The organism is Blautia sp. MSK18_10 (assembly GCF_020553185.1).
Taxonomy (GTDB): domain Bacteria; phylum Bacillota; class Clostridia; order Lachnospirales; family Lachnospiraceae; genus Blautia_A; species Blautia_A wexlerae.
This window is the reverse complement of the sequence record NZ_JAJCGT010000008.1, coordinates 1-16,337: the sequence shown is the minus strand read 5'-3', so window position 1 is coordinate 16,337 and position 16,337 is coordinate 1. Positions and strand designations below refer to the sequence as shown.

The window sequence follows — 16,337 nt, the reverse complement described above, 5'->3', positions numbered from 1 at the left end:
CGTTTGTCTGTGCAATTATACTCCCCGGATATACAGGTGTCAAGACACCTGTATATAATTATGACAACATTGTTTGCTTTGAGTTACTGTGAACGTAACCACTTTGAAAATCCTACTGCTTATTGCTTTTCACATCTCCACAGGGGTCTTACTTGATTCGGTTAAAGGCAGAAACAGATTTTCCATTGACTATTGTAACCGCCCCACAGTCTCTGGTGATCAGCACTCTGCTTCCACTCTTCTTCAGCCGTTCCAGCGTATCCGGCGACGGATGCCCGTATGTGTTTGTTGCAGAACAGGAAACAACAGCCAGTTCCGGTCTGACGATTTTCAGAAACTCTGCTCCTGTAGAATATCTGGAACCGTGATGAGCAGTTTTCAGGAAGTCCACATCTTCAAGACACCCATTCTGTATCAGTTTTTCTTCTGTCACCATCCCGATATCTCCGGTAAAAAGCCCTTTGAAATCTTTGCTTATCATTTCCAGAACCATCGCATCTTCATTTACTTCCTTCCCTGATGCTGTGGACTCCGGCCACAGAACCTTCAGTCTGACAGTTCCATATCTGATCTCATCTCCTGCTTTCATAGTAAGCACCCGGACTCCCGCTGACTCTGCCAGCTCTGTCAGCTCCCGATAATTTTTATTCTCCTGAATATCGCTCCATTTGGGCAGGATCAGATTCTCTATGCGCAGAGAAGTCAGATCTTTCTCAACAAATTCCAGAAGTTCCCGCACCCCGCTGATATGATCTTCATCTGTGTGAGAAACATAAATTCCGTCCAGTCTGGAAATCCCTCTGCTCTTCAAGTATGGGAGCAGCTGATATTTTCCCAGTTCATTCTTATTCGTACTGCCCCCGTCGATCAGGATATTCCATCTGTTTTCTATTTCCACCACAATTCCGTCTCCCTGTCCCACATCCAGACAGGCGATGCGGAAATTTTCATGCGGTCTGTAACTGATCAGCAGAATTGCAAAGCATACCATACCTGCATATACAGCCCGGATTTTCCACGCAAAGATCTTACCATTTTCACTTTTCATCACACCCGCTCTGTACATCCACACCGCTGTTGCCAGAACCAGATAATATCCAACGATCTGCCACACTTCCGGCTTTCCGCCGATCCATGTACAAAACGAGAGTCGCACCAGCAGCACTGTCAGGAACTCATATCCTCTCAGAATAATTCTGCCCGGAACAACAGCCAGAAACGCTCCTCTGACAGTGACTAATCCAAGTAATGCACCGGCAGTTCCGCTTCCCAGTACAATCCCCACAGTAGGAAGCACCAGCAGATTCAGAAAAATCCCCATCACCGACACTTCTCCGTAAAACCACAGCACTATGGGAAGTGTGGTAAGCTGCACAACTCCGGATGCCAGAAATGACATCAGAAGTTTATTTCTGATTTTTCCCTTCTCATTAACCTTACTTCGTTTTTTCCGGTTTAATACATCCATCCCCTCCTGCACCATTGGCCAGACACAGCCAATCCCAATCACCGATCCAAAAGACAGCAGAAAACCTCCATCAAGCAGATACGCCGGATTTTCCATAAGGATCAGGATCGCCGCAGCCGCCATTCCTGTAGGCATATCATAAATCCGTCCTGCAATCTTTGCACCTACAGAAAGTAAAAACATACATACTGCCCGCATAGTTGAAACAGTCCCTCCGGTCATCATCCCATACTGAAGCATGATCACCAGCGCCAGCAGGCCTGCCGGCCAGATACCCAGACCGATTTTTTTCAACAGATTATACAGTCCCATTCCAAGAAGACTGATATGGAGCCCCGAAATCGCCAGGATATGTATAATTCCTGCCATCTGATAACGCATTTTCAACTCCGGATCCAGATTTGTTTTATCTCCCAGCACGATTGCTTCAAACGCTCCAACTTCCATTCCACAGGTCTTCTCCAGAATACCTGCAAATTTCTGCTGCATATCGATCAGGAACTGCCCATATACAGAATGACTCTGCGACTGCTTCTTTATCTTTCCTTTCTTCATCACATAATAGATCCTCTGGCAGCCATAGTATGCTTTACTGTCAAACTCTCCCGGATTCGTGGGGCTTTGCACCTCTTCCAGTTTTCCGGACACCAGAACAAGACTTCCTGCCAGAAGTTTATCAACATCACTGTTACCGCTATGATTCTTTTTTTGTTTTAAATAAACCTTTATATTATCAATGGAAACTTTTTCAGAATTGTAAATAAGATAAGTATTTCTAAGATATACAGATTGAAAATCTTCATTCTCCCGGCACCTGACCACCTCCCCGCAGATGGTGGATTCCGGATGCTTTCTGATCCATGTCTGCACAGACTGTGGCAGTGGATTCCCCCTTATCAGGGAAAATCCCAGCCAGTCTGTCACACACAGAAAAACAACCAGAAGCATGCACAGGATACACACAGGGCGTCTCCTCACTTTTGTGCCTCCTCTTCGTTTATGAATATCACTCTTTTTCCTTGACTACCAGCTTATCATTTCTTTCATAAAAATGATACAGCTCCATCTTCTTACCAAAGGTATCCAGCCTGTCCTTCCCGCCGACCGTAATCTGCACTTTGTCTGCATCCAGCGCATCCAGCAGCGAATTTACCACAGAATATACCGGTATTTTCTCCGATACATCCAGCGCATAGGAAGAAAATACTCCGTCAAATGCCACATAGCAGATCCTGTCTGCTATGGTCACATTCAGAACCTCCGTATTCTCCGGAATTGTGGGGTAATGCCCTTTTTCCAGCGGTCCCTTCATTAACTGTTCCAGAACGATCCTCTCTTTGGGGATACTGCGTTTATACCGCACAGTACGCTGTTCTTTTACCAGCTTCTGACCACTCTTATCAGTAAAATAAAGCGTAAAGGTATTGCTGCAATAGGCATCCGGTTCAGTTCCTGTGAACTCGGCAAAGGTATCCGCAGTCATATTTCCCACAGCCTGTCCCCTGGAATCTGTCAGATCTTCATTTTCTATTGTAAAACGCACAGAATTAATCCCCGGAACCTGAAGAAAAGTCTTCACAACACCTGCCCGCACAAGTAATTCCCTGGCGCGGCTCATGCTGCTGTACTGACTGTTAAAGTTGACCACCAGCACATCCTCTTCTACACTGTAATTCATCTGTACTCCTTCAGGAAGCAGACTGACCCGGTTCTGCGAATCTGTCTGCTGGCTGTTCATCCGCTGCATCATATCCTTAAGCATATAATCTGCGGTTGTCTCTTCCGGAGAGTAACTTTCTTTCTGAAGCTGAGTTTCATCAGAGCTGATATCGTACAGATAATATTTGGCATCCTGCTTACCCGAATCTTCATGTATCTCCACAGAACACCCGGCCGCAAGGATGCTTAGTATTAACGCTGTTATAATGATTGAAAGTTTCTTTTTCACAATGGCACCTCCTATGACGGTATATAAGACAGAGGAATACGCACAGAGAATGTAGTTCCCTCTCCTTCTTTACTGAATACTTTGATCGTTCCATGGTGCATTGCAATAGAACTCTTGGTGATCGCCAGTCCCAGACCGGTTCCCCCGATTTCCTTGGAATGGGACTTGTCCACACGATAGAAACGCTCAAAGATTCTTTCTATACTGTCCTCAGGGATTCCCATACCGGAATCCGCCACTGTTATATAGAAATATTTATGGTCTGCATCCAGAGACACACGCACCCATCCATCATCCACATTATATTTAATTCCATTCTCCACCAGATTGCTGATGGCAAGCGTAAACTTCACCTCATCCACATCTGCATCCACAGGTCGGAAGCAATCCAGGATCAGATCGATATTGCGCCTGTCTGCAATGGGACGCAAGCGCTTGAGGATATCCTCCAGAAGCTGATTGATATCCATATGTGTAATGTTCACATCTGCTGCTTTCTTATCCATCTTTACCAGTGAGAGCAGATCTGTAATGATCTTATTCTCTCTGTCGATTTCAGCAGTAATATCACTCATAAACTCCTGATACAGTTCCTCCGGGACTCCCTGCTGTCCAACCAGAGAATCTGCCAGAACCTTCATGGAAGTCAGGGGTGTCTTCAGTTCATGGGACACATTGGATACAAACTCCTGCCTGGATTCATCAAGAATTTTCATGCGGTTGACCATCTTGTTGAATGCATCTGTGATCAGCTCTGTCTCCGTATAGTCAGGAACACTGATTTCTTCATCCAGCATGCCATCTGTCAGATCTTCAATGGCCTTCGTCACTCTTGCAAGTGGTTTTACAAGTATTGTAGAGAGCAGCCATGCCAGAAATACCGAAAGAACAACAATACTTCCAATCAGCATCACGCCTCTCTGTTCCATCTCTGCCAGTGTTTCCGCAATATCAACAGCCGAAACACTTACCAGCATCACGCCCTGAAGCTGCTGCACATCCGGACTCTGTACAGGAACTGCAAGCTCCAGTACTTTACTTCTGGCGTCATAATTGCTTGTCTCTTCTCCTTTCAGACAGGCTACAGCCAGTGAACTGAGAAGCGTCTTTCCCTCCTCTGTGTGGAAGGTATCACTTACTATCTTAAAATCTCTGTCAGCCAGCAGGATGCGTCCGTTATACACATTGGAAAACAGTTCCAGCTTGCTGTTTACAATCTCTGAATCTGTATCATTGAGATAATTCTCCCTGATGATCAGATTACATAAAATATCGCACTGATCACCCACTGTCTCTGTAAGCATTGCAACCGCCCGGTTCTGATAGTTATGAAGCATCGTATATGTTACAATAACCCCCGGCACGATTCCCAGAATGATCAGGATGATCAGAATACGAAAACGCAGACTTCTGAAAAAATTTTTTCTTTTTTTCACCTTTTCAACTCCGTTCTCTTCTGTCATGCAGTTTGATGCATGCTTTCTGTCTGTTCGTAAAACAGTCATTGTTTATCGAATCCTTATCATCTTATCACAGAAAAATGGGCTTTTCTACATCTTAGCGAAAAGTAATTTATTTTTTGTAGCAATCAATGCGCAAGACATATCTCAGGAAATATTACCATGAACGAAAGATACCCAAAATACTATTTGTATTGACTTTATTTTTTGATTTTCATTTCAGGTCAACTATAATCAAAATTTTAATTGACCTGCGATTGTACTTTTATTATATGAGGTCAATCCTGAACATGTTTATTGTTGACTGCAATTGCTCTTTTATTATATACGGTCATCATTAATCACGTTTATTGTTGACCTCAATCGCTCTTTTATTATATACGGTCATCACTAATCACGTTTATTGTTGACCTCAATCGCTCTTTTATTATATACGGTCATCACTAATTATGTTTATCGTTGACCTCAATCGCTCTTTTATTATATACGGTCATCACTAATTATGTTTATTGTTGACCTCAATCACTCTTTTATTATATATGGTCAATCCTGAACATAATTATAGTTGACCGCAAATACTCTTTTACTATATATGATCATTTTTGATTCTCCGAATAGATATGGCACAGTCAAGCTATACAGCAACTGTCTTTACAAAATGAATTTTATTAAACTCTGTCAAATATTAATAACCTGCATACGTATTCTCTCTCATATGTACAGCAATCGCCATCCAACTATTTCTGCCACAAATTCCATCAGCCAACTGATTCGTATTCTTCTGAAATGTACGAAGCGCATTTTCTGTTTCTGTTCCGAAAATACCATCTGCCTGCACCTGTAAAAATACCTGCAGCATCTTTACAGCTGTACCCGTACATCCTCTGGATAATTCAGGAAAGATGACTCGCAGTTCTTCTGTCAGCGTTATTTCCTTTCCTCCTGAAGGTGAATTCTCTTTTTCCTTTCCCTGAATCAGCTTTTTAAAACGGTTCCAGTCATTTTTTGCACGGATAGCGGAAGGACAGTTTTTGGCGCATACATCATAGTGCTGTACTACTCTGTCTGCCGGAATATTCAATTCCGACATAAGCTGTCTGCACACCTCTGCTGTATTTGCAAATGCCTTATCATAATCAAAACCGGCCTGCACACACATTTCAATTCCTACAGAATTACGGTTATTCACTGTTCCAAATAATCTTCCTCCATAATTCACCCCTACATGCCATGCGCCTCTGCTATATGGCATTGCCTGATATGCTGATTTATCATCCACATACACATGAGCTGAATATCCATCAAAATTCCCATGATACTGTGCCATTGCATGAGCCCTGGCATCTGCACCTGTGCTGTAATTGTCCGTATTGTGGATTACAATATATCTTGGTATTTGTCCCGAATAACTGTTTCTTTCTGATATATACTGCTGATTTATATTCATAATCTGCTCCTTTCTGCTGAAATCATATATCTTTTCTAAGTCTGTTTTTCTATCGTATTTTGTGAATGTCGTTTCAGTACATCAATTGCCTGGCAAATGCTTTCCGGAAGAGGCAGACCCATCAGTCCCGCATTCTCTATGATAGAAAGACCTTCATTTGCAATAAATCCAATGCATACCGCATCTCTCAGATATTCTGTCCCCATCAATGCATCCAGACGGGCAGCAATGAGAACATACAACAATGTCATGCCTTTTCTGCACAAACCTTTCCATCCAGCTCTGCTTTCCAGTGCACCATTTTCAGATTTCGGACTTTTTCCAAATACTGCCGGAAGAAGGATTCCTCCTGTAAACCAGTCGATTGCCATAAACAAAAGCAATGTCTGCAGGAATTTATCCCAGCCTCCAAAACACACTGCCAGAGTACTTCCGGCAAGACCAATTAATGTAATTATTCTGTATTTCATAGTTTTCACCTCTCTTTTTCTTAAAAATGGGTACAAAAAAAACGGTCGGTGGGGGAATGCCAATCGTTCTCTTCATAATCAACTTTATTCATCTTTAACTTTGTTCCTGTCAAACAATCATAATATCACTTTCGTTCCAGTCTATAGATATCTCTTCGCCATCTAAGTAAATCACATAATTTTTTGGTTTTTCTTTTCCAAGATAGCCATTATAACTTATCTGTTCTCCATTTTTATTTACAAATTCTTTTTTTGTAAAAATTGTATTTTGTGTATCTGATATCTGGAAATCTTTATTATCTTTCTTTCCACAAATAACACTGATATACAGTTCTCCGGTTATCGTACATTCTCGCACAACAATTGTATTATCTTTCTTAAAATCAGCCCTATTATAAAGACATTTTATCTCAGAATGTGATGTACATTTCCACCCTCCTTCTTCTTTATAAATTATTTTACTATTCATTTGTCTATCTTCAAGATATAATACCTCTATGGAATCTTCACCATATATTTCATCTATTTTATTTTTTTCAATTCCATAATACTTTTCTGCCTGATCTGCTGTTGAAAAACTCACATATGCATTTTCTATTTCGCAAAACGACATTACAATTAGAAATACCGTACATAATATCGCCCATGTTATAATCCACTTTGACGCAAGCTTTTTCATTTTCTTCATGATTGCCAGGCCTAAACAAAAGACAATACTATAAATAAATATACGTACATTATTATATGTAATCCCTGCCTGAAATTTACTCTCTCCCGGGTGAGTTCGCTGATAATTAGTTCCAGTTACCATAGCATAGAATATAAGGTTTATCAAAAACATAATTAACGTTTTTAACGATATTTTTCCTTTTTGTTTCTTTTGTCTGTATATCCTTATACAAGTACAAATCATGAAAACAAATAGTAACAGTTCAGCAATATTTAGTATTTGTATATCCATATTTCTGTTCTCCTTAATTCTAATTTGAACCGCCAGACATATTTCGCTTTCATTTTCTCAATTACTCACCGACTTTTACCGTAACATAATACCAGCCCTTTTCTTTCTCAGACAGATTAATCTCATATTCTATTCCTCCATATTCTTTTACCATCTGAATCACATCTGTCCGGCTGTCATCATTACTATAGGCAAATAAAGAAAATCCACTGTCCAAAAAGCCTTGTGTATACCAGAATCCCACTGTATAACTGCCATTATTTTGCCGGACTACAGCTTCTCCACCTGAAGAACATTTTTTATAATCTTCTGGTAGTTCGATTAATTCCATATCTTTCCTTATTTTTATCTGGTTATTCTGTACCATCTGAACAATTTCAGTCCTTTTTTCCTTATATACCTGAAAGTTTAATTTCTTTATACCATCATTAAACAAAAATGCCAGATATATTCCAAATAGAAAAACTGGTATTGCCGCAAACCAAAATACACGAATCTTTCTCAAACAGCAAAAACTCCGTATGATATATATAAAAGTTAAAATAAATGATGCAAAAATAACATACCAAAATCCCCTGAAAAAAAGTTCTTCGAAATACCAGATTGTAATAAAATTTGCAGTTATCACAGCTATGCATTGTAATATAATTAATTTTAATTTTTTTCTCTCATCCTTCATTCCCGATTCTCCAGCCAAATACCAATTCTTATACTTCGCCATAATCACGCTCTTTTTTATTATATTGTAACCATACTCTTATTTTCCCTTAAAAGCTGCTATAAAAAGAACGGTCGGTGGGGGAATACCAACCGTTCTTTACATCTCTAGTTATTTTTCTTATGTTCTTTTCGGATGCGAACTATTTCATCATATACTTTCTGCTTTCCTTTCTGTTTTCTCTCTTTTCGAAGATTTTCTCCCTCCTCTACTTCAACGCCCCATTCAGATAATTGCTCAAGTATTTTTTCGGATGGTTTCTTAAATACATCACTTCTATCCAAATGATTTTTAATAATATATTTAATCTTTGCACTTTTATCACAAAAAACAATACAAAAACAATCTAATCGAGAACTCCGCACATAATTCGAATAAAGTTCATAACTGGAATATACCTTCCCTTTTTTTCCTCTTTTTTTTTCAGAAAAAACAATTCCATCCACCCTTGTCGCATACTGTCCTCCAGAACTCCAACAATCTTTTCGTATAATTTCCAATTCATTCCATTTATATGATTTTTTCCTAAACAATGCAATTACTTCGCACCCATCTTCTGTCAGAATAACGCTTTTTAATGTAATAAGCGCTGATGGCAACATTATTATTATAAAGCTTACACCCATAATAATACCTATGCTCTCTTTTGTATAAAACCACATTCCCCATGCCAAAAATTCTACTATAGCAAATAACAAAAGCACTTCCGAATTTGTTTGTTTTATTCTCATTTTATTGCTTCTCATATACCAATCATCTCCCCGTTTTCTACTCTGCTCACCCTCTAGTTCTTTATATAACTTATCTAAACGCCTTTTTCTGATACAGCCAAATTCCAGTACATCGAATAAATAAGTAACTGACTCAAGACTTGCCTGATTTTTCATTTGCTGCGTTGTCGTCGGTCGCCGTAGCCACCGCTACGCCTCCTTCCTCCGCCTTGAAATAAAAAATTTATCCTGCAAGATTGTTTCAAGAATCAACTTGTCGGCACACTGGTTATTATCTATTGCTTTTCGCATTATAAGTAGTCAGAGAATTTTCCTATTTTCATACAAATTATTTTTAAATACACTTATTCAATCCATTTTTAGGTATATTCAACTATATACATAATAAATCAATCCTGTACTCGACTGAAATATTTTAAATATACTTGTTTTTCCTGTTCTTGGATTGTAACGCTTTCCACCGCCTATACATCTACTGGTTGCTGATTTATATGGATGAAATGTATCTGTTCTGGAATACTGATTATATTGATGTGTTTGCACTATTCCTGCATTTGTACTTGAAGAAACTAAATTCCCACCGGTTCCATATACAGCATTAAATGTATTTTCTGGAATTCGTGGCAAATCTTTTCCTCCTATAGCCCCAGCTAAACTTCCTATCCCTGCAGTTCCAACAAAAGCTGTTGCTGAATTAATCGCTATTTCAAGCATCGTTCCTCCATTATTCCAAGCCGACCAGCCAGCATAAATAGCACTAGCAATTCCACCCCACACAGCACTGCGAGATGCTATAGCTCCTGAAAAAGCAGCAGCAGCAATGTCCCATCCTGTATACGATTGACCAGTTACTTTTGCTGCAATTCCACAGGATACTACATTCATCGCTGCTCCTATAACAACTTCAGTCCAAAATCTTCCTGTTGGATCTTCTCTGCTATATGGATTATTGTCACAATATACATATAGATTTTTAAAAGATCTGTCCTTTGGTGATGCTACTGTATATTTTATTTCGTCTGTACAAATAAATCTCTTCAGAGCCGGAACATAATATCTACTTTTCAGATAATACATACCTGTTTCATTATCATAATAATATCCCTTATAGCGGAATGGATTCTGAACACCTACTGTGTCTGCCAGCTCACCAGTAACAGCTACCACTTTTCCCCAGCTGTCATAAGTATATTTTACTACCACTTTTCCATCTGCGTCAACAAGGGCAATGATGTCACCCTGTACATTTCGTACATAAAAATAGGTGATTCCCCTGATAGTAACAGAAATCAGATTTGCCTGGGAGTCATAACAGTACCAGATGATTCTTCCGTCAGTTTTCTCAGAAAGGAGAAGATCTCCTGCCCACTGATATTCAGTCACTGTATTGTCTACTGTTTTTTTCACTCTGGCTCCTGTATGATCATAAAGATATTTAATGCTCTTTCCATTTTCTACACCAGAAAGCCTGCGTCCCTGTGTCCAGGTATAAGTTGTTCCTCCTCTGGTAAGCATATTTCCAATGGCATCATAAGTCATTGCTGTGCCATCCCAGCTCAGGAGTTTATCCTTCCATGCACTGTCATAAGTTCCTGTCATTGTCTTCACAGGTGTATCAGGAAGGGTTTCCGCAGTCATAAATGCGTACTCTTTTTCTACTGTCAGATTACCACCCAGATCATAGGCATAAGTGATGGTTTTGTTTAACTGATGATTATTTTCCCGGATCAACTGGTTTAATTCATCATATCGAAATGTACTCTCACCCGCAGAATCCTTGATACTTATGATATTTCCGTTTGCATCATATGTATAGTTTAAGGTTTCAGAACCATTCTTAATTGTTTTAGGAAGACTGTAACGGTTCTCCCCATTGTCAATGTAAGTATATGCTGATATATAAGGAGATGTTGTATTCCAGGTACGCCTGGACACTCTGCCGAACTTGTCATACTCTGTAGTTCTTTCACAGGTCTTTGCACATTTGGTCTTTGTTTCTCTGCTGTCCTTGTCATAGGTATATACTGTTTTCATTGTATGTGTTCCGCAGGTATGTACCATTGACTCCATACAGTTATTTGCATCATAGGCATATTCATAAGTGCTCCCCAGCTCATCTCTTACTCTCACCAGACGATCCAGGAAATCATAAAACAGATAGTATGTCTTTTCTGCTTCATATGATTTTACTGCATAAATATTTCCCTGTTTATCATAAGCATATCTGTAAAGATTCTGTTCTTTGCTGTCTGCCGCATCTTTGAAATAAACCATATGAATCCGATTCTGTTTATCATATTCATAACGAATATATGCACCATTTCCATAGCATACTTTTAACAGATTTCCATTTCCATCCTCATATTCATATCTTACTGCCTGTTTCCCGGCTACAGACACATCACTGACATTTCCAAAAGCATTATAGTTAAAATCATAGGCAAAACCATTATGAACAATTCCCGTCAGATTGTCATCCGTATAAGAATAATTATTTCTGACTGTTTCTCTATTTCCATTTACAGTTACTGTCTGTGCAGCTGAAAGAAGACGTTCCATGTCATCATAGGTATAACTGATTTTATTCCCCTTTGCATCCTGGAATGCCGTCATCAAATCTCTGGTCATATCCCATGTATAATGAACCGTATTTCCTCCTGCATCTGTCACTGATTTCACATGATTCTTATCTGATGTCATAACTCTGGTAATCCAGGTACCCGTATCCGGAACTTTCGGATCAACACATCCGCTTTTCAGGACATTGCCCGCTGAATCATAGGTAAAACGATATACCACATTCTGTGCAGATGTCCCCTTAACTACATTACGTGTTGTTTCTTCATTGTCATACTCATACTTGAAAGAATTACCTTTCGCATCTGTGATACCTGTCATATCAGACTTACTGTTATACTCAAACTTCGTTACCTGTTCCTGCAAATCTTTAACTGAAATGAGGTTATTTTCATCATCATAAGTATAACTGCATCCAAAATTTTCTTTATATAATGCCAGCCCATCGAAATATGCTATATTTGCATTATGACAGTATGTGTAGGCAACCTCAATACTGGTATAATCTTTCTTTGCTACATAGACGTCGCTGAGGAACTGCCAGTCCATGATGTCCGGACTAAAATTTGTATAATGTATATCTGCCTTCCCATCTGTGCCGATAAATCTTACCTCAGTACCAAAACGCCTCTTTTTATCATTATCTGTCTCAGGCAGAGATGTTCCCATTCCCCAGGCATTCACCATATAGGTATCACCTTTTTTTCCGGTAATGTCCACAATCTTTACCAGTTTTTTATCTTTGTCCGGCTCACCGACAAAATGATAAACAGATTCATCCAGACCTGCTACCGACTCTTCTATTTTGTCACGGCTCTTTCGTACAGACAACGGAGCTGTTTTTATCTGCAGATTTGACATTGGAACATAATAAAATTTACTGCCTCTTCTGATCACTCCCCATTCTTTTCCATCAGAATCAACTGAAGTTCCTCTGATTGCCATACGGGTTCCGGCTGTGAGGCTTCCCGCTGCTGCTCCTGATGTACTCCTGGAAGAATAATAGCTGCCGTCCTTTTTTACTTCTACTTTCGCGATATTCCTGCACAGACGTACAATGGCAGAAACCGGCATATAACCGAAAAAGCGATTGCCATCAATCTGCAGTCCCATATAATACCATTTATTTCCATCCGTTCCATCTACAGTTTTTACAAGAGCAGCACAAACTCCTGCATCAATTCCTTCCTGTACTCTGGCACTGGTTTTATCTGCACTTTTATATAAAATAGAGTTTCCTACTACTACGAATGCTGAATTTGTTCCTTCATGTCCTCCCAGATATGGAATCGCCTGACCTGTTGAGACATATCCCTCTTTGCCATCTGCTGTCTTTGCATAGTACCAGTTTCTTCCATTCTTCTCGACAGTAATGTATCCGGAAAGTAACTGATGTTTCGTCAGACTGGACAGAACTTCTCCCGTATCTGATGGGGTTTTCCTTAAAACTCCCTGCGAAGATGCAGTTACCAGAAGCTGACTTTTAATCGGAATATTATCTTCGATTCCAACTTCTGAAAGACCATCCGTGTTGCTTTCATTTTTCTCAAATCCTTCTGTAGTTCCAAGGTGGAAATCCCCATTATCAATCAGGTTACATCTGTTAGCGGACGTTCCTGTTTCAAGCTGTGCCATATCACCATACATTACACCTTTGGCATGCCACATAACCATATAAACCTTAACAACAGTATCACTGCTGTCTTCCGGAACAGTAAATGTATTAGTCAGGCGTACAAAACCTTCTGTTGTCTTTTTGATAATTTCACTGTCTTTCAGCTGCTGTACCCCATCTTTGTCCATATAGCGGACTCTCAGAATTGCACCTCCATCTTCTGCAGTCTCACTGACAGATGCTTTTACATACATGGATGCGGTATAGGTTATTCCCTTTTTCACTTTAACATTTTGTGCCCAGTATGCATATCCACTCACGGAAGTGCATTCTGCCTTCAGTGAACGATTTCCCATCATGCATTCAGCTGCTATTGTATTGATTTCTGTATTTCCGGCACCTTTCGGAGAAATCTTTGATGTCCAAGGAGTATTTTCAGCCTGCACTACTGGATCTTTCAGCAGCTGCACTACATTGTCCTGTAACTTGGTAGCATTCTCAAGACGGTTTACATGATTTCCGTCAACATTATATTTACAGCTTACAGCATGCCCAAAACCATCATGTACATGAAGCAGATTTCCATTATTATCAAATCGGTAAATCTCTTTTCGCCCTTTGTTATCTGTAAATTTTGTACTGTTATATCCATACGTCATAGCAAGGCTTTTACCTTTTGTTCCATCTCCATACTCTGCAATAGATTTTACACGATGGGGTTCCTCTGTATAATACCCGTATTTTACCTGATATCCATTAATATTCTCTGCACTGGCAAGCATTCCATTACTGTCATATGTGTAAAATACTTTTTTGCCATCTATATCTGTTACCGTGGTAAGCCTTCCTGCGGTATAGGCAAAAGTCTTCTTATTGCCCGATGGTGATACTGCCTGAATCAGGTTTGCTTCTTCTCCATCGCTTCCCAGAGAATAATTTAGTGTAATAATTCGCCCGGCTCCATCTGTAATATTTTTTACACGATTATTCACATATGAAACCGTTAATTTATTTCCGTTTTTATCTTTTACCGCAATCAAATATCCAGACTCATTAAACACCATACTATTTCCGTCTTTATTCTGTATTGTGTAAGGTTCTTCTGATTTTAAGTTTCGGATCAGGGTCAGATCCAGCCCTGTTTCATCTTTCCACTCTTTAACCGTATTGCCATCCTTTTCTACTTCTTTTTCCACAAAATAATGAACTGTACCATCTGCATCTGTATGAGCATAATAAACATTCCCCGCTATTGATTTTTTATGGATAATCTGATGGAAATTTAAACGAAATCCTTTTCCATATCCAATATTGGTATCCTTATCATTTGTGTTATAAACCAACGATACCTCTGCCGGCATTCTGCTTCCTGATGTTTCCATGACACGATGTTCCAGAATCAGATTTCCGTTATAATCGTACGTCCGATATTCTGACTATGATACGTCCAGTAATCTTCAAGTCCGGAATAGTTTACATAAGAAATTTCAATTTTGGGTCTGTAATCACTGAGTGAAGAATCCCAGTCTGATGACATCAGCTGTACGGAACCTGATAATTCGTCAATTTCTTTCAGCATCAGCCCATTATTACTGCCATCTCTGTACCACTCCTTTACCATTCTGGTAATATCCATCACAACATATTTGATTTTATCAGCAGTAAACTTGCATAAATCCTGAACTGTTTCTTCATAAATTGGTTTATTATCCCAGTTAATGGTTTTTGATTCCCAGCTCTGAATCACTTTATGTACAGCAATTGTTTTCTCTGCACCATTCTCTCCCAGCGATACCATTACAAGACGTGCATTTACAATCATGTCTCCTGTCTTAATCTCAGGCAACTGGAATTTCAGAAAACTTCTTCTGATTTCGTTTCCTCCTTTTAACCAGAGATTTTCATTGTTATAATAATTGTCTGTATTATTTTTAGATGAAATATAAGCATCTTCAATATCTGTCGCTGCTTTGGAAGTAGTTGTCACAGGATCAATCACTACCGGAAACTTCCTGCTCGCTTCATTTAACCAGTTTCTATCAGGAGTAAATGTAACTCTGCACTTACCATCAGCAGTCATCTCAGCTGACACCTCAATACTTTCTGATTTTGATCCTGAAAAATCTCTCATATATGGAGCCTGAACCCTAAAAATTTCGTTTTGACCTTCATCAAAGAAGAGTACTTCTTTCTCCCTCAACTCAGGTACAAGTCCTTCTGTCTGATAAAGATATGTATATGATTTTGCAGCTTCCTTTCTAAGCAATACCATATCTTCTTTCATACGCATTCCCTTTACACGACAGCGCAGTTCCATTCCCTCCAGAATTTCAGGATAACAAACGGTATTGTCTTTCTGTTTTACAGCTTCTACCGTATTACAGTTTTCTACGCCCCATGAAATACTGCCATACTGATCTTTAATCCTCATCATATTATCTTCTGATGTTTTTTTGGCGAAAAATGCCCCAAAAGTTCCCTTCCTGTTTGTGAAACCTTCTTCTGAAACAAGATTTGTTTTTTGTGCATAAACACTTGTTTCATATGACTCTTCCAGCTTATTATCCATTTCCTTCCAGGTTCCATCTGTATCCTTATAATGTACAGGAGCAAGATAAATCTCTGCTGTACAGGAATGGTCCTGATTTTCAAATACTTTTGTATTGATACTTCGTTTCTCTATAAGTTCTTTTCGATTCATATTTACTGTCCTCACTTTCATTTTCTTTTCCAGCCTGCAGTGCTGAAATATTTCGAGCTCGTTTACAGTTACGATTTTATCGAACATTTGTTCTATTTTCCATAGCAAATATGTAAATTTTCCACATTATGGTTAAATGTATTTTTAAATTCTACCTTGCAAGAGTAAATTCTATACCTGTAGAATTTACTTCTGCATGGATTTTTCCTTCTTCTTTTTATAAAATACTACTGCAGATGAT

10 protein-coding genes are annotated in these 16,337 nt (G+C 39.2%); all 10 read right to left on the bottom strand.

Annotation, left to right across the window (positions count from 1 at the left end):
• Window positions 1–148: 148 nt before the first annotated feature.
• The 10 genes from LI074_RS05440 to LI074_RS05395 all read right to left on the bottom strand — a co-directional run bounded on the left by LI074_RS05440 (window position 149) and on the right by LI074_RS05395 (window position 16,096).
• A complete protein-coding gene (locus LI074_RS05440; RefSeq protein WP_265107648.1) occupies window positions 149–2,446 on the bottom strand; it encodes a DNA internalization-related competence protein ComEC/Rec2 in 2,298 nt (765 codons plus the stop codon).
• A 28-nt stretch (window positions 2,447–2,474) separates the two neighbouring features.
• Window positions 2,475–3,416: a GerMN domain-containing protein gene (locus tag LI074_RS05435; protein WP_008706166.1), complete on the bottom strand. Its 942-nt coding sequence runs from the start codon at window positions 3,414–3,416 to the stop codon at window positions 2,475–2,477.
• Between the two features lie 11 nt (window positions 3,417–3,427).
• Window positions 3,428–4,879 carry a sensor histidine kinase gene (locus LI074_RS05430; protein WP_055057634.1) on the bottom strand — a complete coding sequence of 484 codons (1,452 nt, stop codon included), beginning with the start codon at window positions 4,877–4,879 and terminating at the stop codon, window positions 3,428–3,430.
• 682 nt (window positions 4,880–5,561) lie between these two features.
• Entirely contained in the window at window positions 5,562–6,323 is a 762-nt protein-coding gene (locus tag LI074_RS05425) for a peptidoglycan recognition protein family protein (RefSeq protein ID WP_008706168.1), read from the bottom strand.
• 35 nt (window positions 6,324–6,358) lie between these two features.
• Window positions 6,359–6,793, bottom strand: a complete 435-nt coding sequence (locus tag LI074_RS05420; protein ID WP_020993500.1) for a phage holin family protein — start codon at window positions 6,791–6,793, stop codon at window positions 6,359–6,361.
• A 109-nt stretch (window positions 6,794–6,902) separates the two neighbouring features.
• Window positions 6,903–7,754, bottom strand: coding sequence for a hypothetical protein (locus LI074_RS05415; protein WP_173697960.1), 852 nt, complete (start codon window positions 7,752–7,754; stop codon window positions 6,903–6,905).
• Window positions 7,755–7,815: 61 nt separating this feature from the next.
• A complete protein-coding gene (locus tag LI074_RS05410) occupies window positions 7,816–8,475 on the bottom strand; it encodes a CPBP family intramembrane metalloprotease (RefSeq protein WP_173697959.1) in 660 nt (219 codons plus the stop codon).
• Window positions 8,476–8,579: 104 nt separating this feature from the next.
• Window positions 8,580–9,359 (bottom strand): hypothetical protein, encoded by a 780-nt coding sequence (locus LI074_RS05405; protein ID WP_062807414.1) that lies wholly within the window; start codon window positions 9,357–9,359, stop codon window positions 8,580–8,582.
• Window positions 9,360–9,572: 213 nt separating this feature from the next.
• Window positions 9,573–14,777, bottom strand: a complete 5,205-nt coding sequence (locus tag LI074_RS05400) for an RHS repeat protein (RefSeq protein WP_173697958.1) — start codon at window positions 14,775–14,777, stop codon at window positions 9,573–9,575.
• 17 nt (window positions 14,778–14,794) lie between these two features.
• Window positions 14,795–16,096: a DNRLRE domain-containing protein gene (locus LI074_RS05395; RefSeq protein WP_173697957.1), complete on the bottom strand. Its 1,302-nt coding sequence runs from the start codon at window positions 16,094–16,096 to the stop codon at window positions 14,795–14,797.
• Between the last annotated feature and the right edge of the window lie 241 nt (window positions 16,097–16,337).

Bases quoted from the DNA above. Each gene is read 5' to 3' on its own strand.
- LI074_RS05430 (WP_055057634.1), bottom strand. From the start codon at position 4,879: ATGACAGAAGAGAACGGAGTTGAAAAGGTGAAAAAAAGAAAAAATTTT.
- LI074_RS05425 (WP_008706168.1), bottom strand. From the start codon at position 6,323: ATGAATATAAATCAGCAGTATATATCAGAAAGAAACAGTTATTCGGGA.
- LI074_RS05420 (WP_020993500.1), bottom strand. From the start codon at position 6,793: ATGAAATACAGAATAATTACATTAATTGGTCTTGCCGGAAGTACTCTG.
- LI074_RS05415 (WP_173697960.1), bottom strand. From the start codon at position 7,754: ATGGATATACAAATACTAAATATTGCTGAACTGTTACTATTTGTTTTC.
- LI074_RS05410 (WP_173697959.1), bottom strand. From the start codon at position 8,475: ATGGCGAAGTATAAGAATTGGTATTTGGCTGGAGAATCGGGAATGAAG.
- LI074_RS05405 (WP_062807414.1), bottom strand. From the start codon at position 9,359: ATGAAAAATCAGGCAAGTCTTGAGTCAGTTACTTATTTATTCGATGTA.
- LI074_RS05400 (WP_173697958.1), bottom strand. From the start codon at position 14,777: ATGGAAACATCAGGAAGCAGAATGCCGGCAGAGGTATCGTTGGTTTAT.
- LI074_RS05395 (WP_173697957.1), bottom strand. From the start codon at position 16,096: ATGAATCGAAAAGAACTTATAGAGAAACGAAGTATCAATACAAAAGTA.